The sequence below is a fragment of the Bacillus cereus genome (genome assembly GCF_002561295.1).
Taxonomy (GTDB): Bacteria; Bacillota; Bacilli; order Bacillales; family Bacillaceae_G; genus Bacillus_A; species Bacillus_A cereus_S.
Window position 1 is genome coordinate 240,888 of the sequence record NZ_NTUG01000002.1, and the last position, 21,404, is coordinate 262,291.

A 21,404-nucleotide genomic window follows, 5' to 3' on the forward strand; every position below is an offset into this window, starting at 1 on the left:
GGGTGGTACGAGATGGTGCAAAATGTAAGGGAGAGAGTGAAAATTGAAGATATCCTCGTAGCTCACAATCATATGAAGGATATCGTCAATAAAACAGCGCTGCAGCGAGATTCCGTTTTATCTGAGAAATATGAATGTGACGTATATGTGAAACGAGAAGACTTGCAAGTGATTCGTTCGTTTAAAATTCGAGGTGCGTACAACCATATTCAAAGTTTACCGAAAGAGAAATTACAAAATGGTGTTGTATGTGCGAGTGCTGGTAACCATGCGCAAGGGGTTGCATACACGTGTAATTTATTGAAGATTCAGTCTAAAATTTTTATGCCAACAACAACACCTAAGCAGAAAGTATCTCAAGTACAATTTTTCGGAGGTGCTTATGCAGAAATCATTTTAGTGGGGGATACTTTTGATAGCTCTTTCCAAGAAGCACAGCGTTATTGTGAAGATAATCATATGACGTTTGTACATCCATTTGATGATTTGGATGTAATTGCTGGGCAAGGGACAGTTGCTGTTGAAATCTTACACGATATGGAGAAACCTGTTGATTATGTCTTTACTGCAATTGGTGGGGGTGGTTTAGCATCAGGTATCGGTACATATGTAAAAGGTGTGAGTCCAACTTCAAAAGTAATCGGTGTAGAACCAAAGGGAGCAGCATCGATGAAGGAAGCTTTTTTACAAAATGAAAATGTGGCCTTAGAGAAGATTGATAGTTTTGTTGATGGGGCGGCAGTTAAAAAAGTAGGGAAATTGACTTTTGAGATTTGTAAAGAAGTACTGGATGATATTGTATTAGTTCCTGAGGGGAAGATTTGTACAACGATTTTAGAGTTGTACAAGAAAAATGCAATCGTTGCTGAACCAGCCGGTGCTCTTTCCATTGCCGCACTCGATTTTTATAAGGATGAACTGAAAGGAAAAACCGTTGTTTGTATAGTAAGTGGTGGAAACAATGATATTGATAGAATGCAAGAAATGAAGGAGCGCTCTCTCATTTACGAGGGGTTAAAACATTACTTTATTATTGAATTCCCACAGCGTTCTGGAGCATTGCGAGAATTTCTAGACAAAGGTTTAGGACCAGAGGATGACATTACTCGTTTCGAATATATTAAAAAACACAATAAAGAGAATGGGCCTGCACTTGTTGGAGTGGAGTTAAAACATAAGGAAGATTATGAACCGTTAATTACTCGTTTTCACGAAAACAATATTCAGTTTATGGAGTTAAATAAAAATCCCATTTTATTTGATTTATTGATTTAATATACAAAGAGAAAGGAAGCTTTTTACGCAAAAGCTTCCTTTTTTCTAACTACGTTTGTTTTTTATTGTTCCATTTTCATCAATTTCTACATCTGTTGAAACAGTTTGTAAATATTGTAACGCTTTTTTCTTTTCTTCAGGAGTGACTGGTGAAACTTGATCATTACGAATGATATAAGGATTAAATGACATTTGTACGTCTTTTCCTTTAAAGGTAAGGGTTAATACACCTGTTTCAGCACTTTTTCCTTTTACATAGTTAGGGAACAAGAAGTTTCCTAGCGAATAAGCAACAGGGACTTTGTTGTAGTATTCAAACCCTTGTAACCAGTGTGGGTGACTTCCAACAATTGCATCGGCACCCGCTTCAACCATTTTCGGAACATATTGTTTTTGATAATCTACAGGTCGATTTGATTTTTCAACGCCCCAATGCATATAGACAATCAAGTAATCGGCATCTTTCTTTTGCTCTTTGATAGTTTTTGTTACGAGATTGATATCATACCCATTGGCAACACCAGGATTATCTTTACCGGCTACCCAAGTAAAGTCAGGCATAAAGCGAACAAAGGAAAGAAATTTGAATTTTTTTCCCTTTACTGTAATTTCTCTAGCTGTGTATGCATCATTTGCATTTTTTCCAGCCCCAATATAAGGAAGTTTTAGTTTTTCTACGTGAGAGATTGTATCCATTAAACCATCTTGTCCATAGTCAAGGGTATGGTTATTACCAATATTCACAATGTCATAGCCTGTGTTTTTAATAGCTTGTAATGTGGAAGGATCGCTTTTAATCCAGAATAACTGACCAGGAGCTTTTTTCTCCTTTGTTGTAAATGCAGATTCCAAGTTTATAAAGGAAATATCAGCTTTTGTTATTTCATCTTTTACATGTTGAAACGGATAATCAGCACCGTTTTTTTGAATAACCGGTCGCAATTGCCAATCGAACATTGTGTCTCCTGAAAAGGTAAGTGTAATTTCAGGATCTTCTTTTTTCTTTTTTTCGGTTTTCGTTGTTTTATTTTCTTCTCCAGCTGCATCTTTTGCTTTTGATGTAAAGGAATGATTTATTAATAAAACAATCGGCGTAATAAGAATTACTATTAAAATAAATCGTTTAAATAAAGTTGTCATAGTTATTTTTCCTTTTTATTTTTATGTAATGACTGACTTTTAGAAAACTCACTAATAAGAGTTTCGTATAATATGTAAGATAGATAGGAGCTTTTATTATAGATATGTAATGAGAGTTCATCTCATGGTGCATGCAATATTACGGTAACATGAAACAATGAAAGAATACAATACATAAGTTCATTTTGTTTGTGTATTTTCGAAAATTCTGTTAATTTTCTTGTATGTATGATAGAAAAATAATAGTTGAAGAGGATGAAGAAGGCGTAATGGTTATATTAGGAGCAGTAGTAAACGGAATTTGTATCATAATTGGTACTATATTAGGTAAACTATTAAGCAATATTCCAGAGAGTATGAAAGGGACGGTGATGCACGCAATTGGTTTAGCTGTTACTATACTTGGTCTTCAAATGGGATTGAAAAGTGAAAACTTTCTTGTTGTAATTATAAGTCTCGTTATGGGAGCGGTAATTGGAGAATGGTTGGAGTTAGAAGAAAAATTAAAGAGTTTAGGAGATTGGTTAGAAAAAAAGGCTGGCTCAAAAGGAGAAGGAAGTATATCTCTCGGCTTTGTAACAGCCACACTTATCTTTGCTATCGGAGCGATGGGGGTACTTGGAGCTTTAGATAGTGGTATCCGAGGGAATCATGATGTACTATTTACAAAAGCAATTATTGACGGATTTATTTCTATTATTTTAACAACAACACTCGGAATAGGCGTACTATTTTCAGCAATACCAGTTATTTTATATGAGGGAGGTATTGCAATTTTTGCAACGCAAATTAATAGTTTTGTACCAGAGAAACTAATGAATCAATTTATTGTAGAAATGACTGCGACTGGTGGGATTATGATTTTTGCAATCGGACTCAATTTGCTGGGGGTTATTAAAATTAAAGTGGCTAATTTATTGCCGGGAATATTTGTAGTTGGAATAATTGTTTCTATTATGTATGGATATCATTTGTGTGTGTAGTTACGTTGAATAGCCCGAAACTGTTTTAAATAGTTTTGGGCTATTGGTATGTAAAAGGTTAATATGCTTTTTTCATAAAATGAACGAAGCCGCCTATAAACAAAATAACAAAGCTACCAATTACGACAAATACGAGTGTTTCAAAAGAAAGATAAAATAGCTGTGAGTCCTCTTTAGGAAGCATAGCTAAAAATGGTTGGGCCCATGGATAAAAAGGACCGAATCTTTCGGAATTTGCAATCATTAGAGCTGGTATAGAAGCTATAGCATTTAAAGCAATCGGTGCAGCAAAACTAGACCAAATGGTTGAAACCCATAATTGTAAAGCGATTAAAGGTAGAGTAGCGATAAAGCCCCCTATAGTACTTTTAAGTGTGGGAATGAGCGGGAAAGAACCAGACAAATGCAAAAGTTGCCCAACACTAACAAAGCTTATGATGAAGAGAAGTTGCATTGTACCCACAAATAAGAGAACAAAGAAAAATTTTATGATATAGGTGTGATACCTTGCTGTCGGTTGTACTAAAAGTTGTTTCCATCCACCGTTTGCATGTTCATATCGGCAAATATATGCAGTGAAAATACCTGTTAATAATGGGAGAAGCAATGTACCATGCACCAGTATCATAATATTATAAATTAGCTCCCAATATTGATAATCAGGATAGTTTAAGGCATTTGCATAAGCTATGCCTCCTGCCAAAATCGGGCTTAAAAATAATAATGTCCATATTTTAGTTTTTCTCATTTTATAAAATTCGGCTTGCATAGTTTTAAGCCAAAGCATTATTTATGCACATCCCTTCTAGTAAAATCTGCTGTTTCAATACTTAACATACATATACCAACAATTATGCCTATTGCTACACATAGAAGTGGAGATCCCCAGTCAATACGTAGACTTGGCCACCTCCATATGAACCAATTGGGAAGAGCTACTGAAAACATTGTGAAAATAGTTCCTAAAAGTCCGATTGTAAATGCGATACTTTGGTTTTGAAATGTGATAGCAATCCATAGTTGTAGAGCTACAAGTGGTAGTGCCGCCCAGTAAGGATAGAAACTCAATTTAAATATAGAAAGCCATGGAATGGAATCATCGAATTGTAATGTTAAACCTAATCCAACTATGCCAATTAATAATAAAGAACAAGATACAGTAAGCAAAAAAAATACCAATATGAATTTTACTAGAAAAACATGTCGTTTATGAATAGGTAAGGATAAGAGATGTTTCCATGAACTAGAATGATGCTCCATGTGAGCGATTAAAGAAGTAATAATAGTAGTACCTAATATCAGGGTTACTAAAGCAAGTGGCTGAACTTCAGAAAGAAGACCTTCCCATAAGTCTTTCGCATATTTCTCTGTTAACCAATCGTAGCGGAGAAAAAAGTTACATGCTTGAAGGGAAATAATACCGATTGGCCCTAAGAAGATTAAAAACCAAATCCACTTCCTTTTTATTTTTAAAAGCTCAGACTGAAAGAGGCGTTTGTACATGTGTCTCTTCCTCCTTTATAAGCTGTAAGAATATCTCTTCGAGTGACTTTTTATTTTCTTCAATTCTAAATACAGCAATGTTATGTGTCACAAGTGTTTTGACAATCTCTCCAACAGTTTCATTTGATACATTTGATAGAAGAATTTTTCTCTCTTCTTGTATAGAAGGAATTCCTTTAGCGAGAATGAGCTTCCAAGCTGCATCTGGTTTGTCTGTCATAAGTGTAATAGAATGCTGAGCATGTTGACGCAATATTTCTATTTTATCTTGAAAAATAAGCTTTCCTTTTGCGATAATTCCAACATAAGTTGCCATTTGATCAATTTCACTTAATAAGTGACTAGAGATAAGGATAGTAATTCCTCTTTCTTTCGCCAGTTGTTTAATTAGTATACGAATTTCGTGAATCCCTTCTGGATCAAGTCCATTTGTCGGCTCGTCTAAAATTAATAGCTGCGGATCGCCAAGTAAGGCAATGGCAATTCCTAACCGTTGTTTCATCCCTAATGAATACTCTTTTACCTTTTGTGTGGCAGCATGTTGTAAACCGACAATTTGTAATACTTCTTCAATCTTTTCTTTCGGCACATTTCTTAAAATACGATAAACCTCTAAATTCTCAATGGCATTTAGGTGGGCATAATAAGATGGATTTTCAACGAGAGCTCCAACTTTAGATAATATAGATAGGCGTTCTTTCGCCAAATCTTGTTGAAATATCATGACATTTCCTTGCGTTGGTTTAATAAGTCCTAATAACATGCGAATGCTAGTTGTTTTACCAGCTCCGTTAGGACCGAGAAATCCATAAATCTCTCCTTTTGGAATTTTTAAATCTACGTTATGTACTACATAATCATTTCGATATTTTTTTGTTAACCCTGCCGTTTTTAAAATATAATTCATGTTCCTATCACCTCAAATCAAGTATAGGAAATAAAGGTTAATGATAATGTTAGAAGAGTTTAAGATTTGTTTAAATTTATACAGTATTCCCTAAATTTGGAGTGTACTAGTTTTCAAATTGTGTGCTATTCCTTATGATGGAAGAGAAAGGTTAAATTTATATATGAAGGTGAAAGAATGACACACATTTTATATGTTGAGGATGATCACGAGATTGGAGAATGGGTCAAACGAGAATTGCAGAAACAAGAGTATGAAGTGACATGGTTTACTTCAGAGGAGGGTACGAATGAAGTATGTGAAATCGCAGATGTCATTGTTTTAGACGTAATGTTACCAGGACTGGATGGTTTTACACTTGGTCAACGTTTTAAAAGGGAATATCCAGATACTCCTATTATTATGCTAACGGCAAGAACGACATTAGAAGATAAAATATATGGATTAACATTTGCTGATGATTATATAACAAAGCCATTCCACCCAAAAGAGTTGATGGCACGTATTGAAGTTTTATTAAGACGGTACAACAAAGATGGAGCAGAAGTGCAGCATGTGAAGCATTTAAAAGTATTTATGAAAGAATATCGTATTATTGATGCAGACACGGATGAAGAAATTGTTTTATCAGGAAAGCAGCATCAAATCTTTTTTTATTTAATGAAAAATATGAATCGTACATTAACGAAAGAACAAATTTTTGAGGCGGTGTGGAATGAATCCTACATAGAAGGGGATAAATCATTGATGGTTCATATCCGGCATTTACGCGAAAAAATAGAGAGAAATCCAAGTAGTCCTCAAATAATAGAAACCATACGTGGAATAGGTTATCGGTGTAAAGTATGATGAAAAGTACATCATTATTGCGAAAGTATTTATTTATCATATTTATAGCAATTATATTGTTACCTCTTATTGTTCCGCTTAGTTCGTTTCTCTTTATGAAATCTATTGAGTGGATAGAGGATTTTAAAGTTGCGTATTCAAGTGTACAAATAGAAGAGGAATGGAGAAATCGAGCGACAGGTTTACGTGAAAATAATCCGAAAGGAATTGAGCGAACTTTTCAAGCCTTTCAAGAGAAATATCCAGAAGGATCAATGTTTTGGGTAGATAGTAAAGGGAAAACGAACCTTCAAATTCCTGAAAAACAAAATATTCCACAGGAGTGGAGTGCAAGTGATGCAGTTGCATTTATGAAAAGGAGCTTTGAAGGCGATCCATTTACAGTTGTATCTTACATTGGGAAAGAGAAACAAGGGGCATTTATGGTATTTCAAATTCCGAGGAAATATGTGAAGGCGCCAATTGTTCAAATACGTGAAAGATATGAAATTATTTTTGAAGTAGCTATTATTGGATGTTTTACAACGTTTATCATTATCTCTATTATCTTTTTTCTTAAAATTAGAAAAAGATTATTAAATCTACAAAAAGCAATGGAACTTCCGCAAGACCAGACACTTCCGTCAAAAGTTTCTATATCAAAGCAGGACGAGATTGGTTTATTAGAGGAGTCTTTTAATCGTATGGTAGAGGCTCTGCAGCAAAGTCGATTGAAGGAGGCGGAAGAGGAGCAATTTCGTAGAAAATTAATTGCAGATCTTTCTCATGATTTACGGACACCATTAACGACAATGCGTGCACAAATAGATTCATTGAAAGAGGAAGTTGTTTCGGTAAAAGGGTATCAAACAATGTTGCTAATAGACGAAAAAATTAATTATGTGGCAGAATTAATTGAGAATTTATTATCTTATTCTTTAATATCGGCAAAAAAATATCCATATCACCCAGAACGAACGGATATGACACGTTTAATGAGAAAGCTTGTTGCATCATGGTATGACATATTAGATGAGAAAGGTTTTGAGGTTGATATTGTGATTCCAGAAAAGCAATTATTTTGGAATATCGATGAAAATTGGTTTCAAAGAATGATAGATAATGTAATTCAAAATGTAGTTAGGCATGCCGATGGTGGGAAGTTTATAGGGATATATATAGATCATGAGGAAAAAACAATTACAGTTGTTGATCATGGGCCAGGTTTTCAACATGTTCATTCGCCAAATAAAGGTGCAGGGATTGGATTATCCATTATTGCTGTTATGGCGAAAGAGATGGAGATTGAATGGGATATTGATTCTGATGATACGGGAGCTAGATTTACATTTAAAAAATTACTATAAAGGAAGAATACATATGGAAGAATTTAAATTTACAAAACGAGTAAATAGGATTTTTCAAATTGCAAGCAAGGAAGCTGAATGCCATGAACATATTATTCAACCACTAGATTTATTTATAGGGACGTGTAAAGAAGGGACAGGAGTTTGTAGTGAATTGTATATGTGTTTATTCCGTTATATGGGAATGAATTTTATGGCGAAATTTATACAATTGCAACAGATGAAAATCCAAGATAAAAGATATGTAGAAGTACAAGGCTATAAAGTGTCTTATAAAACAATGGAAGTATTACAGTTAGCTAAACAAAAGATGGCACGATTTAATCAAGTATATGTAAATGAAGGCCATATTTTAAGTGTGATTCTTCAACGAGATAGGGAGATTCAAAAGGTAATAAATGAAGATGTGAAACAAAGTATTTTACAAATCGCATCAGTACCAAGAGATATGATTGTAAATTTGAGCAACTATGAAACATCTACAAGTATGAACGATTGTATTTGTAATGTTAGGCAAGCTGTTCAATCTGATTTGAAAGAGCTGCTTCAATTTGTTAAGTGTGAATTTGGTGAAAGGTGGATTGAAGCGGTAAATAAGGGATTTCAAAATTATAAAGAAATACCAATTTTTATCGCAGTAGAGGATGAGAAGATCATCGGTTTTGCTTGTTATGATATTGTAAGAGGAAAAAAAGGACTGTTTGGACCAATGGGAACAGCTAAAAATAATCGTGTAAAAGGTGTTGGGAGAGAATTATTACATCGATGCTTGTCTGATATGAAAAAAATTGGCTATGAATATGCAATTATTGGTCAGGCAGGCCCAATTGAGTTTTATGAACATACATGTAATGCTAAATTAATACATAATTAGAAAAACGCACAATTGGTAGGCAAAATATTTCCTATCAATTGTGCGTTTTATTGTGATTGGAATCGTATTACTAAACTTTTTCAGAGGAAGGGTGTAGAATGGGTATCTAAGAAAGAAGGTGTGAAAATGGCGAGCTGGAAAAGAAATTTAATGATTTGTTGGCTCGGTTGTTTTACTACGGCAGCAGGTATGAGTTTAGTAATACCATTTTTATCTTTTTATATTGAGGATCTAGGCGTGACAGGTACATCCGAAATTGCACAGTGGTCGGGACTTGCTTTCGGTGTAACTTTTTTAATGGGCGCGATTGTATCGCCAATATGGGGGAAACTTGGTGATATACATGGGCGGAAATTGATGCTCATTCGTGCGAGTCTTGGGATGGCAATGATTATGACACTCATGGGATTTGTCACAAATGTGTATCAATTAGTTGCACTTCGTTTTTTGATGGGGGCGGTGTCGGGATTCCTTTCGACTGCAATGACATTCATTGCAGCAGAAACACCGAAAGAGCATTCTGGTTGGGCAATCTCTACGATATCAACTGGTGGTGTAAGTGGTTCATTGCTTGGACCGATGCTTGGTGGGTACTTGTCTGAACTAATCGGAATGCGTCATGTGTTTTTAGTAACGGGTGCTTTTTTGTTTCTTTCATTTTTAATCGTCTTTTTCTTCTTACATGAATCGAATCATTCTGCTCAAGCGAGAAAAGAGCAGCCGAAAAAAGTATGGACGATGGTTCCAGCCAAACATTTTATTATGAGTTTATTTGTAGCAACTTTTATGATTCAACTTGCAAATATGTCCATACAACCTATTGTTACGTTGTATGTAAAACATTTGGCGGGTCCTCATACGGATCATATTGAAATGATTGCGGGAGCGGTGATATCTGCGACAGGTTTAGCCGTCATTTTAACAGCGCCTAAACTCGGAAGGTTATCGGATCATATTGGTCCTCAAAAAACGTTAGTTGTAGCATTGTTCGTTGCAGGAATTCTTTTTATCCCACAAGCATTTGTGACAGCTGCTTGGCAGTTATTAATACTCCGCTTTCTACTAGGGATCGCACAAGCTGGGTTGTTACCTTCTGTACAAACGCTACTAAAACAACATACACCACAACATGTGACTGGACGTATTTTTGGATATAATCAATCCTTTCAGTTTTTAGGAAATATGATTGGGCCAGTACTCGGGGGACAGATTGCAGCACACGCCGGATTTCACTATGTATTCTTCTCTACATCATCGCTTTTATTCTTGGCTTGCATTTGGGTATATTTCAATAGTAACGGTATAGAGGTGTCAGAAAAAGAGCATTTGGAAGTTAGTTAATAAGATGAAAAATATACGATGTAAATATTGAATAAACATAAGACAAAAAGGATGAAGCAAACAGTGCTTCATCCTTTTTATTTGAAATCAATTAAAACTGAAAGCAAAGATAACTTAATGTGCCAAGTTCATAGCTGCGGTGAATGACTTTTCCTTCAGTATTACCACTTCCCATAGCGATGAAAAGAGGAACAAAATGTTCCGCTCTTGGAACAGCTACATGTGCGTGAGGGGCAGTAGTTTCCCAGTTAAATAATGAATCTTTATCGTTATGTTGCATATGATTTATAATCCAGTCATCAAATTCGACAGCCCATCGTTCAGGTGTTGTTTGATCCCATTTGAGCGCACGTAAATTGTGCACAGTAACACCGCTTCCGATTACTAAAATATCATCTTGGCCAAGTCCTTGAATTGCCTGCCCGATTTCGTATTGCTCTTTTGCGGGAAGGAATGGATTTACTGAAATTTGAACGACAGGTATATCAGCTTTTGGATACATACGATGTAATAGAGTCCATGAACCATGATCTAATCCTCGAGTTGTATTTTTTTGAACTGGAATCCCTTTATCTTTAAATTTTGTTTCTAACATCTTTGCAACGGCAGAAGAACCTTTTGCTTTGTATTGTATTTCATATAATTCAGGAGGGAATCCGCCAAAATCATAAATAGTCTCATATTCTTCATTTGAAGATGAAATAGTTAATACTTCACTTTCCCAGTGTGCTGTGAAAATAACAATTGCTTTTGGTTTGTATGTTTCACCAAGTCGTTTTAAAAAATGTGTATATTCTGTATCTTGAATCGCAAGCATTGGCGAGCCGTGTGCTAAAAATAATGATGGAATCATAATTGCTACCTCCTGGAAAAATATATAGTTACTTTATGTAAGTAACTATATAATTATATTTATTGTTCGTCAAGATAATAATTTGAGGATTCGTTTAAAAAATACAGTGTTTGTCATAACGGGAACAATTGCATATAATACATAGTAAGAAGAATGAATGATGATTCATTTTTGGAGATATAGATCAATATTGTTCGGAATAGATTATATAGATTGGGGCCATCAAAATGAACATACGGGAAAGCTTTGTTACGGTATTAGATGGATCAGAAATTTATTTGCGAAAGTGGCTGCCGGAAAGTGAACTTCGTGGAATTGTACAGATTGCACATGGTATGACGGAACATGCTGGTGTGTATACAGAATGTATTGCTGCCTTATTGAAAGCAGGGTATGGTGTGTATGCTCATGATCATAGGGGACATGGAAAGACAGTAAAGAATGAAGATGATTACGGTCACTTTGAACCGAATGTTGGATGGAATCAGGTTGTTGCTGACATCATCTTTGTATCGGAATTGATTCGAAGTGAACATACTTGTCCGCTCTTTTTATTAGGGCATAGTATGGGTTCATTCTTATCAAGACGTGCTGTGCAACTTCGTGGTGAACTATATGATGGATTTCTTATTTCTGGGACGGGTGGAAATCCTGGGTTTTTAGGTGTAATAGGTCATAAAGTGGCAACGGTTGAAATGAAGCTGCGCGGTGCAAAAACGAAAAGTCCAATGTTGAACTTTTTATCATTTGGGAATTTTAATTCAAACTTTAAACCGAATCGGACAAAGTTTGATTGGCTTTCTTCAGATACAAATCAAGTTGATAGATACATAGAAGATCCATTGTGCGGTTTTATTTGTTCGACGAGTTTTTATCGAGAATTATTTAACGGTGTGCTTGAAGTGAATAGATTAGAAGAATATGAAAAAACGCCGAAAGACCTTCCGATACACATTTTTTCAGGTGATCGTGATCCAGTTGGAGACATGGGAAAAGGTGTAAAAGAAGTATACGATATGTATAAAAGATGTGGTGTAAAAGATGTAACGCTTCGTCTATATGAAAATGGAAGACATGAAATGTTTCATGAAGTAAATAGGGATGAAGTATTTGAAGATTTGATTTCATGGTTAAATGAGCATAGTGTATAAATGGGAAGTCTCACTTTTTGCAGAAGTGAGACTTTTATTTTAAGAAATTGGAGGAGAATCATGAGTGAGTTTATAAATAAAGAATATGTAGAAGTGAATTTTCAAGATATAGTCATAAAAGAAGAGGAATTAAAAAATTGTACATTTATAAAGTGTCGTTTTAGAGGTGTAGATGCATCAGAACTTGTAACGGAAAATTGTAATTTCATAGAATGTGACTTTACAGGCGCTCTTTTTAATGCTTCAATTCACCAAGGAAGTACGTTTGCAAATTGTAAATTTTCTGGAGCAAATCTATTTGTTTCTAAGTTTGAGGAATGTAAAATGACGGGTTCTGATTTTGAAGAGGCTAATTTAGATGGGATAACGATTGTATCCGGCGATTGGTCATATACAAATTTAAGATTTGCGAATTTAAGTAAACAAAAATTAAAGGGTATTCGTTTAGCTGAAGCCGATCTGTATGAATGTAATTTAGAAAAAGCTGATTTACGTAATGCAGATTTAACAGCTGTACAATTAGGAAAAGCAAAACTCACGGGTGCAGATTTAAGAGGAGCGGTAGTTGATAGAATTGACTTTAGAACATTTGATTTAAAAAATGTCAGATTGGATATAACACAGGCAGTTGCTGTAGCGAGGTGTTACGGAGCGAAGGTAGATTAAAATGATGAGAGAACTCTTACGATGATAAAGTACAAGTAAGGGTTCTTTTTGTAATATAAAAGAAAGGGAGAGGGAGAAATGATAGTGAGGACAGCATCATTAAATGAGGCAAATGAACTAAGTCATATAGCACTAATATCAAAGGCAACGTGGGATTACAGTGAAGAATTTATACAAGCGTGTAAGGAAGACTTAACAATTACGGATGATTATATTATGAATAACTACGTATATGTTTTAGAAAGTGAAGGAATAAAAATTGGTTTTTTCTCATTCCAACGTAAAGAAGAAGATGCTCTTGATTTCTTATATTTACATCCAAATTATAAAGGAAAAGGCTATGGGAAACTTTTGTGGCAAAGCGTTGTAGAAAAAGCAGTTGAATTAGGAATGAAGTGTTTTACGATTGATAGCGATCCGAACGCAAAAGGCTATTATATGAAAATGGGAGCGAAATTAATTGGAGAGACACCTTCAACCGTTTTTAAAGACCGACTTTTACCACTTTTGAGATATGATGTATAAAACCGAGTGTACATAGGAGATGCTGAAATGAGAGAGTTGAAAATTGCGCAGATACAAGAGATTTTGATAAATGCTTGGTCAATAGAAACGAGCTCAAAGTGGACAAGAGAAAATCCAGCAAAAGGACAATGTGGTGTAACAGCGCTTGTTATACATGATTTGTTTGGAGGAGAAATAAAGAAGACGCCAGTTGACGAGGCTTGGCATTTTTACAATATTATAAATGACAAGCGCTATGATTTTACAGCGTCACAATTTTCGGAAAAGATAATATATATGGATGCCTCTTCTAATAGAGAAGAAGCTTTTGCAGACACAAATCAAAGGCAATATTATGCTTTGAAGCAGAAAGTGCATATCTTTATGCAGTAGAATTTGTCTGAGGTGAAATATCTTTTGACTCTTAACACTTAATAAGTTACTATAATGGTGGTAACTTATTAAAGGGAATATACTTCATAGAGTCGAGAGGGGAAATACTTTTGAAAACAGCTTATGTAAGCGCTGCGATTGCAACGTTAAATGAACAGAATGAAGTTTTTGAAAATGGATATATCATCGTAGAAGATGGTCAAATTATAGAAGTACAAAATGGAGAATTTTCTAATCAAAATCAAGTAGATGAAGTAATCGATTTAAAAGGAAAGTGGTTATTGCCAGGTCTTGTGAATACGCATACACATGTTCTGATGACTCTTTTACGTGGCATTGGTGATGATATGTTACTGCAGCCTTGGCTTGAAACAAGAATTTGGCCACTTGAAAGTCAATTTACACCAGAACTTGCCGTTGCAAGTACAGAACTTGGTTTATTAGAAATGGTAAAAAGCGGGACGACAGCATTTTCTGATATGTTTAATCCAATTGGTGTAGATCAGGATGCTATTATGGAAACGGTTCGTAAAAGTGGAATGCGTGCAGCAGTTTCAAGAACGTTGTTTAGCTTTGGAACGAAAGCAGATGAGAAGAAAGCAATTCAAGAGGCTGAAAAATATATAAAGCAATACTATAGTGAAGGTGCCATGTTAACAACGATGGTTGCTCCTCATAGTCCATATGCATGTTCTACAGAAATGTTAGAAGAGTGTGCGCGAATTGCAGTAGAAAATCAGACAATGGTCCACATTCATCTTTCAGAAACAGAGCGTGAAGTACGGGATATTGAAGCGCAATATGGCAAACGTCCAGTAGAGTATGTAGCAAGTTGTGGTTTGTTTAAGAGACCAACAGTTATTGCTCACGGTGTTGTGTTAAATGAAAATGAGCGCGCTTTCTTAGCAGAACAAGATGTTCGTGTTGCTCATAATCCAAACAGTAATCTAAAATTAGGATCTGGTATAGCAGATGTGAAATCGATGTTAGAGGCTGGGATTAAAGTTGGTATTGCAACAGATAGCGTCGCGTCTAATAATAATTTAGATATGTTTGAAGAACTGCGCGTCGCAACCTTATTACAAAAAGGAATTCATAAGGATGCAACGACATTACCAGTTGAAACAGCTCTTTCACTTGCAACAAAAGGGGCCGCAGAAGTAATCGGTATGAAACAAACAGGTTCTATTGAAGTAGGAAAGTGTGCGGACTTTATTACCATTGACCCATCCAATAAGCCTCACTTACAACCAGCAGAAGAAGTATTATCGCATCTTGTTTATGCAGCAAGCGGAAAAGACGTATCAGATGTTGTTATTAACGGGAAGCAGGTTGTATGGAATGGAGAATGTAAAACTTTAGATGAAGAGCGAATTATTTTTGAAGCGAGTCGCTATAAGCGAGGATTAAATATGTAGTAAAAGTATACTAGAAGATATGTGGAATTTTCAAGTGAATATAGTTTGTTTATAAATTGAACTAATAATCAGTGGGGTGTTCCCCACTGATTATTAGTTTTTAGCATATATAGGGAGTAGTGCTATGTATTTCGTACATAAAAACTAGAAGAATACATCTCATATTTTATCCCGCATTAACGGACAGTAACACTCCCACCTCAAAATTCAGTGAAAGCAAAGTCCAGCTCTAGCGGCTAAAATCTCCAGTCGTTTCGCTCCCTCGGACGAGGCAAAAAACGCCTCTCTGTCGGGAGCNNAAAGAAGTTAGGTGGGAGATGAAGAAACCCCCCACTGATTAAAGTTTCACTTTATTTAGCAAATACATGATTACCGATTACTGCAACAGTTTGACGTGTGGTAATCCATGTGTCTGTAGAAAGGGAGATTTTTTCATGGATAAGCTACAACAAGTATTAGAAAAGTTTCGGTTGAATGTGTTAACAATTGAAGATGTTCCGCAGTCTTTTGGTTCAACGATTTATAAAATTAAGTTAATGGATCAGCGTACGGTCTATATAAAAATTCCGTATTCCAAAGTAAAGTTGGAACGCGAGTATACAGTACTGGAACGATTCCGTCGTGAATTAGTAGTACCGCAAGTGTTGGATTATTGGGAAGGTAATGAGGATGTTACAGGTGCACTATTATTATCCGCAATCAACGGTGTCCCGGCAACAGGAAATGTAAATGCGGTCTTAGCATATGATATTGGAGTACAACATGCCAAATTGCATGCAATTATTCCGAATGAACAGGATTTCAAAAGCTCTGTTTCCAATGTATATAGTCAGTGGTCTGAGTTTATTAAGCAACATTTTTATTCCTTCGCAAAAGATGTAAAGGAAGTAATTGACCAGCGTTTATATGAGCAGTCATTGGAATATTTTGAACGGCATCTAGCGTTACTACCAGATCCAGATGGACCGTGTTTTATACATATGGATTTTCGGCCGGGGAATATTTTAGTTGCTGAAAATCAAGTGACGGGTATCATTGACTTTGAAAGTGTCCGCATTGGTGCAACCGAAATGGATTTTACAAAAGTGAATCGTGATATCTTTATGAAATATCCTGGAACGATGGAAGCTTATCAAAAGGGCTATGAATCCATTCGTCCACTTATTGATTTACAAGAAGTTTTGCCGTTTTATCGTTTTACCGATTCGTTTAATTCAATTGGTTGGTGTAAAAGAAGGGGCATTGAAAAGCATCAAACTTTTTTACAAGAGAATTTAGCAATTTTAAACACTTTTTTTACGAACGTGTAATAAGTAAAGGAGAGTTATCAAATTGATATCAAACCGATTTTTGAAAGGTATATTGTAGAAATGGTTTATGGCGGTTATTGTGAGATTTGCGTACCGATAAAGTAATTTAATTAGTGGGTTTTCCAGGATGAAATTAGAAGGATAATTATCGTACTAGAAAAGAAGCGTATTCACAATATAGTACGTTGTCTAAAATATGATTGCTAAAAAGAAATGAGGATTCTCTTTTGCTACATGTTAATATAATTTTATGGAATATATTTCAAATGCATATTGAAGAGGGTGTACTATGAAACAACAATCTATATTAATCGTAGATGATGATGCAGATATTGTTCAATTGATTGCATTGCACTTAAAACAAGAAGGTTACAAAGTTATACAAGCTTATGATGGCGTCGAGGCGATATATATGTTGGATACGAACAATATTCAACTCGTTCTTCTTGATGTGATGATGCCGACTATGGATGGGGTTGAAGTATGTAGAAGAATACGAGAAAAATTTAATATCCCTGTGATGTTCTTAAGTGCGAAATCAGCAGACATAGATAAAGTTATTGGACTAAGTACAGGAGCAGATGATTATATAACAAAACCATTTAGTATGATGGAGCTCGTAGCACGAGTGAAGGCTCAATTAAGAAGATATACATATTTCAATCAAGTTCCAAGTGAAGTACATGAAAACAAAATTCAAATTAGAGGTTTGGAAATAGATGAATTATCTAGAACAGTAATGTTATATGGAAAATCTATTAATCTTACAAAAACAGAATATGACATATTGCATCTTATGGCGAAGAATAGAAATCGAGTATTCACATTAGAAGAAATATATGAAAGTGTTTGGAGAGAAAGAGCGCATGAAAGTAATAATACTGTCATGGTTCATATTGCAAGGTTAAGAAATAAGATAGAAGAAAATCCAAAGGAATCAACAATTATACAAAATGTTTGGGGAGTCGGTTATAAAATTGAAGATTAATGTATTGCAAGGAATTAGGATGAAATTTTTTCTTGTTTTTATAAGCAGTATTTTATTCTCTACCATTTGTATTACACTGTTCCAAAGTTTAATTGGCAATATGTATGGGGATGCTGAAAAATTTGAAGAGGCGTATTCTTTTATTTATTTTGTTGTTTTTTTACTTTTAACCTCGCTCTTTTTCTTACTATTATCAAAGAATATGATGAAAAGATTGGAGCAAATTAATCAAGGTGTGAGGCGGATAAGCAAAGGGCATTTAGATGTACGTATACCCACAATAAAAAATGATGAGATTGGACAATTAGCAACAAATATTAATGGAATGGTAGAAAGCTTAAGTGACTCAATTGAAAAAGAAAAAGAATCACAAGAAATGAAAAATGAAATGATTCATAACATTTCTCATGACTTACGAACACCTGTAACATCTTTAATTGGTTATGTTGATTTGGTGGAGAGTAAGCTGCATTCTAATATAGAAGAATGCGATCAGTATATATCGGTATTGAAGCGGAAAAGTTATGAGTTGAAAAATCAAATAGATGATCTACTAGAATATTGTCATATAAATTATAAGGAAATTCAGTTACAGAAGGAAATAATAGAAGTTAAACCATTAGTAGAACAAATCATGATTGATTTTGTACCACAGTTAGATGAGGAAAAGATACATTTTTATATCGAGTGCAAACAAACTGTACACATTAAAGTGGATATAAAATTAATTATAAGGCTTATGCAAAATGTAATTAGTAATAGTATTGTATATGGGAAGTCTGGAAAGAGCATCGTTATTGAAATAGTAGTTGAAAACATGAATGTTCAAATAAAAATAAAAAATTATGGTCCGTGTATTTCAAACGAAGACATTCCATATGTATTTGAAAAGTTTTATCGTGGAGAGAAATCAAGAAATGCTCATACTGGTGGAAAAGGAATGGGGCTCGCTATTGCTAAAAGTATTGCTCAAATCCATGAAGGTGATATAACAGTGGATAGTAATAAAGAAGAGACAACATTTATAATCAGCTTACCTGTATATAAAAAAGAATCGTAAGAAAGTCGTAAGTATTTCTTTCATATGTCTTAAAGTCTGTTTTATATCATAGCGAATGAAGATATGGAAACGGAGGATATAATATGTGGAAGAAAATCATACTTACTACTTTGCTAGCAGTTTTGTTAATAGGTTGGAGCTTAATTTATTTAGCTAGAGGTATTGTATCCATCTTTGCTTGGTGGGGAATACAAGCTTTTAGTTTCTTTTCTATCGCAATTTTAATCATCACAGTGACTAAAATTATTTGGAATCTGTTTTCTAGAAGGTGTATAGGTAAACTAATTATTTTCATTTTGGTTTTATCTATAGTTGGAACTTGGCCAGCAGGATGGTTGATAGGAATAGGACAAATTGCTTACCCGGCAGATGTCCATTCTGCAGAACCAAAAGTAACGGTTCGTTTGCCATTGAACCAAGCAGTGTTAGTAGGATGGGGAGGGGACGAGCTTGATACGAATTATCACGCCTGGGCACCAAACGAGCGCTGGGCATACGATCTTCTCATTCCGCCAGCTAGTATAAAAAGCTCGAAGCTAGAAGATTACGGTATATATGGTGCGGAGGTAGTAGCTCCGGCTTCGGGAACAGTTATCTCGATTCATAATGATGAACCGGATTTGAAACCGGGAACTGATGATTTTGATTCAATGACAGGTAATCACATATATTTACGTTTAGATGAGACGGGAACGTATTTGATCCTTGCCCATTTGCAGAAAGGATCAGTAAGAGTGAAAGAAGGACAACAAATAAAAGAAGGAACGGTGATTGCAAAAGTCGGGAACTCAGGAAACACCAGTGAACCGCACTTACATATACACCATCAACGACAAGATCCATCTAAGACGAGCATGTTTCTTTCAGAAGGATTACCATTGTATTTTCGAGGGATAGAGGGGGCAACTATGCCAAATGGAGGGGTACGTTTGAAGAATGGTAAAGAAGTACCGATAGGGGATGTCATTTCACCTAAATAAACTAAAAAAGGATGTGATACACATGTGTATCACATCCTTTTTAGTTATTATCCAGTAAATGTTTGATACAGTAAGAAAATATTTAAAGCAATAACGAGCCCAGCGATTAGCCAAGCAATTGCACTTGTAATGCGATGATTTACGAGTACCCCCATAATCTTTTTACTACTTGTGAACATAATGAGCGGTACTAATGCAAATGCAATACCAAATGATAATACAACTTGACTCATAACAAGAGCGTAAGTTGGATTTATACCTAAAGCGATAATAACAAGAGGTGGGATCATAGTAATAAAACGTCTTACATATAAAGGAATATGCATGCGGATAAATCCTTGCATAATAATATCACCAGACATGGTTCCGACAGAAGAACTAGATAAACCAGCAGCTAACAACCCGATTCCGAAAAGGCTAGCTGAGACAGGCCCAACTAAGTTGCTAAACTCATGAAAAGCAACGTCTAAGTCTTCAACGTGTAATCCGTTTTTAAAGAATAAGGCAGCTGCTACGATGAGCATGCTTGCGTTAATTGCTCCAGCAATCACCATTGCAATAATGATATCGATGAATTCGAAGCGGAAAATCTTTTTACGTTGTTCATCTGTTGTTCCGACTACGCGGCGCTGCGTTAAAGCGGAATGCAGATAAATTGCGTGTGGCATTACGGTTGCGCCTAAAATTCCAGCTGCAAGTAAAATACTGTCCACCCCTTGGAATTTAGGAACAAATAGTCCTGAAAGAAGAGGACTTAACTCTGGTTTTGCATAAAATACTTGTACACCAAACGCAACAACAACAATAAAGACCATTCCTGTAATAACAGCTTCTAATGGACGGAAGCCTCTACGTTGAAATTCAAGTATAATGAATGATCCGACTGCTGTGATTAAGGCAGCAGGTAACATCGGAATGCTGAACAATAAATATAATCCTAAAGCCGCTCCGATAAACTCAGCTAAATCAGTAACCATAATAACGAGTTCACCTTGTATCCATAAACCGATTGAAACAGGTTTTTGGAAATGCTCACGAGCAACTTCAGGAAGGTTTTTACCAGTAGCAATCCCGAGTTTCGCTGATAAAGATTGAATTAAAACGGCCATTAAATTGGAAGCGAGAATGACCCAAAGCAGTAAGTAACCGTATTGTGACCCTGCTGCAATATTTGTAGCAAAGTTCCCGGGATCAATATACGCAACGGATGCGATGAATGCTGGTCCTAGAAAAGGAAGTAATCTTTTAATTCCTTTTGTTTCACCGCTTAAAGCGAGTTGAGCAGATTGAACAGTTGTACTTTGCGGAGGAGCTTGTTCATCTTTTGTTATAGTTTTATTCATAGTAGTTTTCCCCTTTAGTTTCGTAGCTTAATGCAATTATTGTATGTATTCGTATTACATATTTCAATACATTTAAATATTCCGGTTGTTGTTTTTATTTGAACACAAATGTTTCCTTAGTGCAAATTATATGATTGAATGCAATAAAAGGTGTGCTTGAAATAACTATGTAATAAAAATAAATAAAATAGTTAACATACAGTTATAACCTTTGGGATTGTGGAAGAATAAAGAGAATTGACCTATAATATGGAATGGAAAAGAGAATTTTTAAATTGTAAAATAGGATTCACAGCATATTAATTGCTGGAAACGAATTTGTATGTTATATAATATATTGGGATTACATCACAACCGTAGTGGATTGTTATGTAATCTCGTTTTTCATTTGCGTTAACTTCTGGGAAAACATTGTAAATAGGAGAAAGTTATTTGAACAATAGTTAACAAAGCTTTTCTTATTCTTATATGTTCCGATATGATCGTTAACTTATACATGATTTTAAAATATCGAATGAGA

At 35.1% G+C, this 21,404-nt stretch carries 21 protein-coding genes and 1 pseudogene; 15 read left to right on the forward strand and 7 right to left on the reverse strand.

The window, feature by feature from the left end; translation table 11 throughout:
* The first annotated feature begins 12 nt into the window (after positions 1–12).
* Complete coding sequence (gene ilvA, locus CN373_RS01845; RefSeq protein ID WP_098358701.1) at positions 13–1,275, forward strand: threonine ammonia-lyase IlvA; 1,263 nt, start codon at positions 13–15, stop codon at positions 1,273–1,275.
* Positions 1,276–1,320: 45 nt separating this feature from the next.
* On the opposite strand, the gene CN373_RS01850 is transcribed toward ilvA, so the two are convergent.
* A complete protein-coding gene (locus CN373_RS01850; RefSeq protein ID WP_000209138.1) occupies positions 1,321–2,415 on the reverse strand; it encodes a CapA family protein in 1,095 nt (364 codons plus the stop codon).
* A 269-nt stretch (positions 2,416–2,684) separates the two neighbouring features.
* Here CN373_RS01850 and CN373_RS01855 point away from each other — a divergent pair, with 269 nt between their 5' ends.
* Entirely contained in the window at positions 2,685–3,398 is a 714-nt protein-coding gene (locus CN373_RS01855) for a DUF554 domain-containing protein (RefSeq protein ID WP_098358702.1), read from the forward strand.
* Positions 3,399–3,456: 58 nt separating this feature from the next.
* Here CN373_RS01855 and CN373_RS01860 read toward each other — a convergent pair whose 3' ends face one another.
* The 3 genes from CN373_RS01860 to CN373_RS01870 are packed head-to-tail and all read right to left on the reverse strand — an operon-like array spanning position 3,457 to position 5,808.
* The gene (locus CN373_RS01860; protein ID WP_098358703.1) at positions 3,457–4,185 is read right to left on the reverse strand and encodes an ABC transporter permease; all 729 of its coding nucleotides are present in this window, start codon (positions 4,183–4,185) and stop codon (positions 3,457–3,459) included.
* Positions 4,185–4,901, reverse strand: a complete 717-nt coding sequence (locus CN373_RS01865; protein WP_098358704.1) for an ABC transporter permease — start codon at positions 4,899–4,901, stop codon at positions 4,185–4,187. Before CN373_RS01865 ends, CN373_RS01860 begins: the two co-directional genes overlap by 1 nt.
* Entirely contained in the window at positions 4,876–5,808 is a 933-nt protein-coding gene (locus CN373_RS01870) for an ABC transporter ATP-binding protein (protein ID WP_098358705.1), read from the reverse strand. The genes CN373_RS01865 and CN373_RS01870 overlap by 26 nt, the downstream gene beginning before the upstream one ends.
* A 177-nt stretch (positions 5,809–5,985) precedes the next feature.
* On the opposite strand from CN373_RS01870, the gene CN373_RS01875 reads away from it, so the two are divergent.
* The 4 genes from CN373_RS01875 to CN373_RS01890 all read left to right on the forward strand — a co-directional run bounded on the left by CN373_RS01875 (position 5,986) and on the right by CN373_RS01890 (position 10,218).
* The gene (locus tag CN373_RS01875; RefSeq protein ID WP_098358706.1) at positions 5,986–6,657 is read left to right on the forward strand and encodes a response regulator transcription factor; all 672 of its coding nucleotides are present in this window, start codon (positions 5,986–5,988) and stop codon (positions 6,655–6,657) included.
* Positions 6,657–8,003: a HAMP domain-containing sensor histidine kinase gene (locus CN373_RS01880; RefSeq protein WP_235676708.1), complete on the forward strand. Its 1,347-nt coding sequence runs from the start codon at positions 6,657–6,659 to the stop codon at positions 8,001–8,003. The genes CN373_RS01875 and CN373_RS01880 overlap by 1 nt, the downstream gene beginning before the upstream one ends.
* 13 nt (positions 8,004–8,016) lie before the next feature.
* Complete coding sequence (locus tag CN373_RS01885) at positions 8,017–8,877, forward strand: GNAT family N-acetyltransferase (protein WP_098358708.1); 861 nt, start codon at positions 8,017–8,019, stop codon at positions 8,875–8,877.
* Between the two features lie 126 nt (positions 8,878–9,003).
* Complete coding sequence (locus CN373_RS01890; protein ID WP_098358709.1) at positions 9,004–10,218, forward strand: multidrug efflux MFS transporter; 1,215 nt, start codon at positions 9,004–9,006, stop codon at positions 10,216–10,218.
* Between the two features lie 91 nt (positions 10,219–10,309).
* On the opposite strand, the gene CN373_RS01895 is transcribed toward CN373_RS01890, so the two are convergent.
* Entirely contained in the window at positions 10,310–11,071 is a 762-nt protein-coding gene (locus CN373_RS01895; protein ID WP_098358710.1) for a DODA-type extradiol aromatic ring-opening family dioxygenase, read from the reverse strand.
* 227 nt (positions 11,072–11,298) lie between these two features.
* On the opposite strand from CN373_RS01895, the gene CN373_RS01900 reads away from it, so the two are divergent.
* From CN373_RS01900 to CN373_RS01920, 5 genes are all read left to right on the forward strand, one after another.
* Positions 11,299–12,222: an alpha/beta fold hydrolase gene (locus tag CN373_RS01900; RefSeq protein ID WP_098358711.1), complete on the forward strand. Its 924-nt coding sequence runs from the start codon at positions 11,299–11,301 to the stop codon at positions 12,220–12,222.
* Between the two features lie 60 nt (positions 12,223–12,282).
* Positions 12,283–12,888, forward strand: coding sequence for a pentapeptide repeat-containing protein (locus CN373_RS01905; protein WP_098358712.1), 606 nt, complete (start codon positions 12,283–12,285; stop codon positions 12,886–12,888).
* Between the two features lie 78 nt (positions 12,889–12,966).
* Positions 12,967–13,413 carry a GNAT family N-acetyltransferase gene (locus CN373_RS01910; protein WP_098358713.1) on the forward strand — a complete coding sequence of 149 codons (447 nt, stop codon included), beginning with the start codon at positions 12,967–12,969 and terminating at the stop codon, positions 13,411–13,413.
* A 27-nt stretch (positions 13,414–13,440) separates the two neighbouring features.
* On the forward strand, positions 13,441–13,785 hold the full coding sequence (locus CN373_RS01915) for a YunG family protein (protein ID WP_001208676.1): 345 nt from the start codon (positions 13,441–13,443) through the stop codon (positions 13,783–13,785).
* 110 nt (positions 13,786–13,895) lie between these two features.
* Positions 13,896–15,203, forward strand: coding sequence for a bifunctional S-methyl-5'-thioadenosine deaminase/S-adenosylhomocysteine deaminase (locus CN373_RS01920; RefSeq protein ID WP_098358714.1), 1,308 nt, complete (start codon positions 13,896–13,898; stop codon positions 15,201–15,203).
* Positions 15,204–15,553: 350 nt separating this feature from the next.
* Here the strand turns inward: CN373_RS01920 and CN373_RS25040 are convergent.
* Positions 15,554–15,622: pseudogene (locus CN373_RS25040) on the reverse strand (cell wall hydrolase); the annotation flags it as partial.
* A gap of 15 nt (positions 15,623–15,637) precedes the next feature.
* Between CN373_RS25040 and CN373_RS01925 the strand changes: the two are divergent.
* The 4 genes from CN373_RS01925 (at position 15,638) to CN373_RS01940 (ending at position 19,541) form a co-directional block, all read left to right on the forward strand.
* On the forward strand, positions 15,638–16,513 hold the full coding sequence (locus CN373_RS01925) for a phosphotransferase family protein (protein WP_098358715.1): 876 nt from the start codon (positions 15,638–15,640) through the stop codon (positions 16,511–16,513).
* 289 nt (positions 16,514–16,802) lie between these two features.
* Positions 16,803–17,501 carry a response regulator transcription factor gene (locus tag CN373_RS01930; RefSeq protein ID WP_098358716.1) on the forward strand — a complete coding sequence of 233 codons (699 nt, stop codon included), beginning with the start codon at positions 16,803–16,805 and terminating at the stop codon, positions 17,499–17,501.
* 19 nt (positions 17,502–17,520) lie between these two features.
* Complete coding sequence (locus CN373_RS01935; protein WP_098358725.1) at positions 17,521–18,561, forward strand: sensor histidine kinase; 1,041 nt, start codon at positions 17,521–17,523, stop codon at positions 18,559–18,561.
* An 83-nt stretch (positions 18,562–18,644) separates the two neighbouring features.
* Positions 18,645–19,541, forward strand: coding sequence for a M23 family metallopeptidase (locus CN373_RS01940; RefSeq protein WP_098358717.1), 897 nt, complete (start codon positions 18,645–18,647; stop codon positions 19,539–19,541).
* 47 nt (positions 19,542–19,588) lie between these two features.
* On the opposite strand, the gene CN373_RS01945 is transcribed toward CN373_RS01940, so the two are convergent.
* A complete protein-coding gene (locus tag CN373_RS01945; protein WP_098358718.1) occupies positions 19,589–20,884 on the reverse strand; it encodes an Nramp family divalent metal transporter in 1,296 nt (431 codons plus the stop codon).
* Positions 20,885–21,404 lie beyond the last annotated feature (520 nt).

Bases quoted from the DNA above. Each gene is read 5' to 3' on its own strand.
- ilvA (WP_098358701.1), top strand. From the start codon at position 13: ATGGTGCAAAATGTAAGGGAGAGAGTGAAAATTGAAGATATCCTCGTA.
- CN373_RS01850 (WP_000209138.1), bottom strand. From the start codon at position 2,415: ATGACAACTTTATTTAAACGATTTATTTTAATAGTAATTCTTATTACG.
- CN373_RS01855 (WP_098358702.1), top strand. From the start codon at position 2,685: ATGGTTATATTAGGAGCAGTAGTAAACGGAATTTGTATCATAATTGGT.
- CN373_RS01860 (WP_098358703.1), bottom strand. From the start codon at position 4,185: ATGCTTTGGCTTAAAACTATGCAAGCCGAATTTTATAAAATGAGAAAA.
- CN373_RS01865 (WP_098358704.1), bottom strand. From the start codon at position 4,901: ATGTACAAACGCCTCTTTCAGTCTGAGCTTTTAAAAATAAAAAGGAAG.
- CN373_RS01870 (WP_098358705.1), bottom strand. From the start codon at position 5,808: ATGAATTATATTTTAAAAACGGCAGGGTTAACAAAAAAATATCGAAAT.
- CN373_RS01875 (WP_098358706.1), top strand. From the start codon at position 5,986: ATGACACACATTTTATATGTTGAGGATGATCACGAGATTGGAGAATGG.
- CN373_RS01880 (WP_235676708.1), top strand. From the start codon at position 6,657: ATGAAAAGTACATCATTATTGCGAAAGTATTTATTTATCATATTTATA.
- CN373_RS01885 (WP_098358708.1), top strand. From the start codon at position 8,017: ATGGAAGAATTTAAATTTACAAAACGAGTAAATAGGATTTTTCAAATT.
- CN373_RS01890 (WP_098358709.1), top strand. From the start codon at position 9,004: ATGGCGAGCTGGAAAAGAAATTTAATGATTTGTTGGCTCGGTTGTTTT.
- CN373_RS01895 (WP_098358710.1), bottom strand. From the start codon at position 11,071: ATGATTCCATCATTATTTTTAGCACACGGCTCGCCAATGCTTGCGATT.
- CN373_RS01900 (WP_098358711.1), top strand. From the start codon at position 11,299: ATGAACATACGGGAAAGCTTTGTTACGGTATTAGATGGATCAGAAATT.
- CN373_RS01905 (WP_098358712.1), top strand. From the start codon at position 12,283: ATGAGTGAGTTTATAAATAAAGAATATGTAGAAGTGAATTTTCAAGAT.
- CN373_RS01910 (WP_098358713.1), top strand. From the start codon at position 12,967: ATGATAGTGAGGACAGCATCATTAAATGAGGCAAATGAACTAAGTCAT.
- CN373_RS01915 (WP_001208676.1), top strand. From the start codon at position 13,441: ATGAGAGAGTTGAAAATTGCGCAGATACAAGAGATTTTGATAAATGCT.
- CN373_RS01925 (WP_098358715.1), top strand. From the start codon at position 15,638: ATGGATAAGCTACAACAAGTATTAGAAAAGTTTCGGTTGAATGTGTTA.
- CN373_RS01930 (WP_098358716.1), top strand. From the start codon at position 16,803: ATGAAACAACAATCTATATTAATCGTAGATGATGATGCAGATATTGTT.
- CN373_RS01935 (WP_098358725.1), top strand. From the start codon at position 17,521: ATGAAATTTTTTCTTGTTTTTATAAGCAGTATTTTATTCTCTACCATT.
- CN373_RS01940 (WP_098358717.1), top strand. From the start codon at position 18,645: ATGTGGAAGAAAATCATACTTACTACTTTGCTAGCAGTTTTGTTAATA.
- CN373_RS01945 (WP_098358718.1), bottom strand. From the start codon at position 20,884: ATGAATAAAACTATAACAAAAGATGAACAAGCTCCTCCGCAAAGTACA.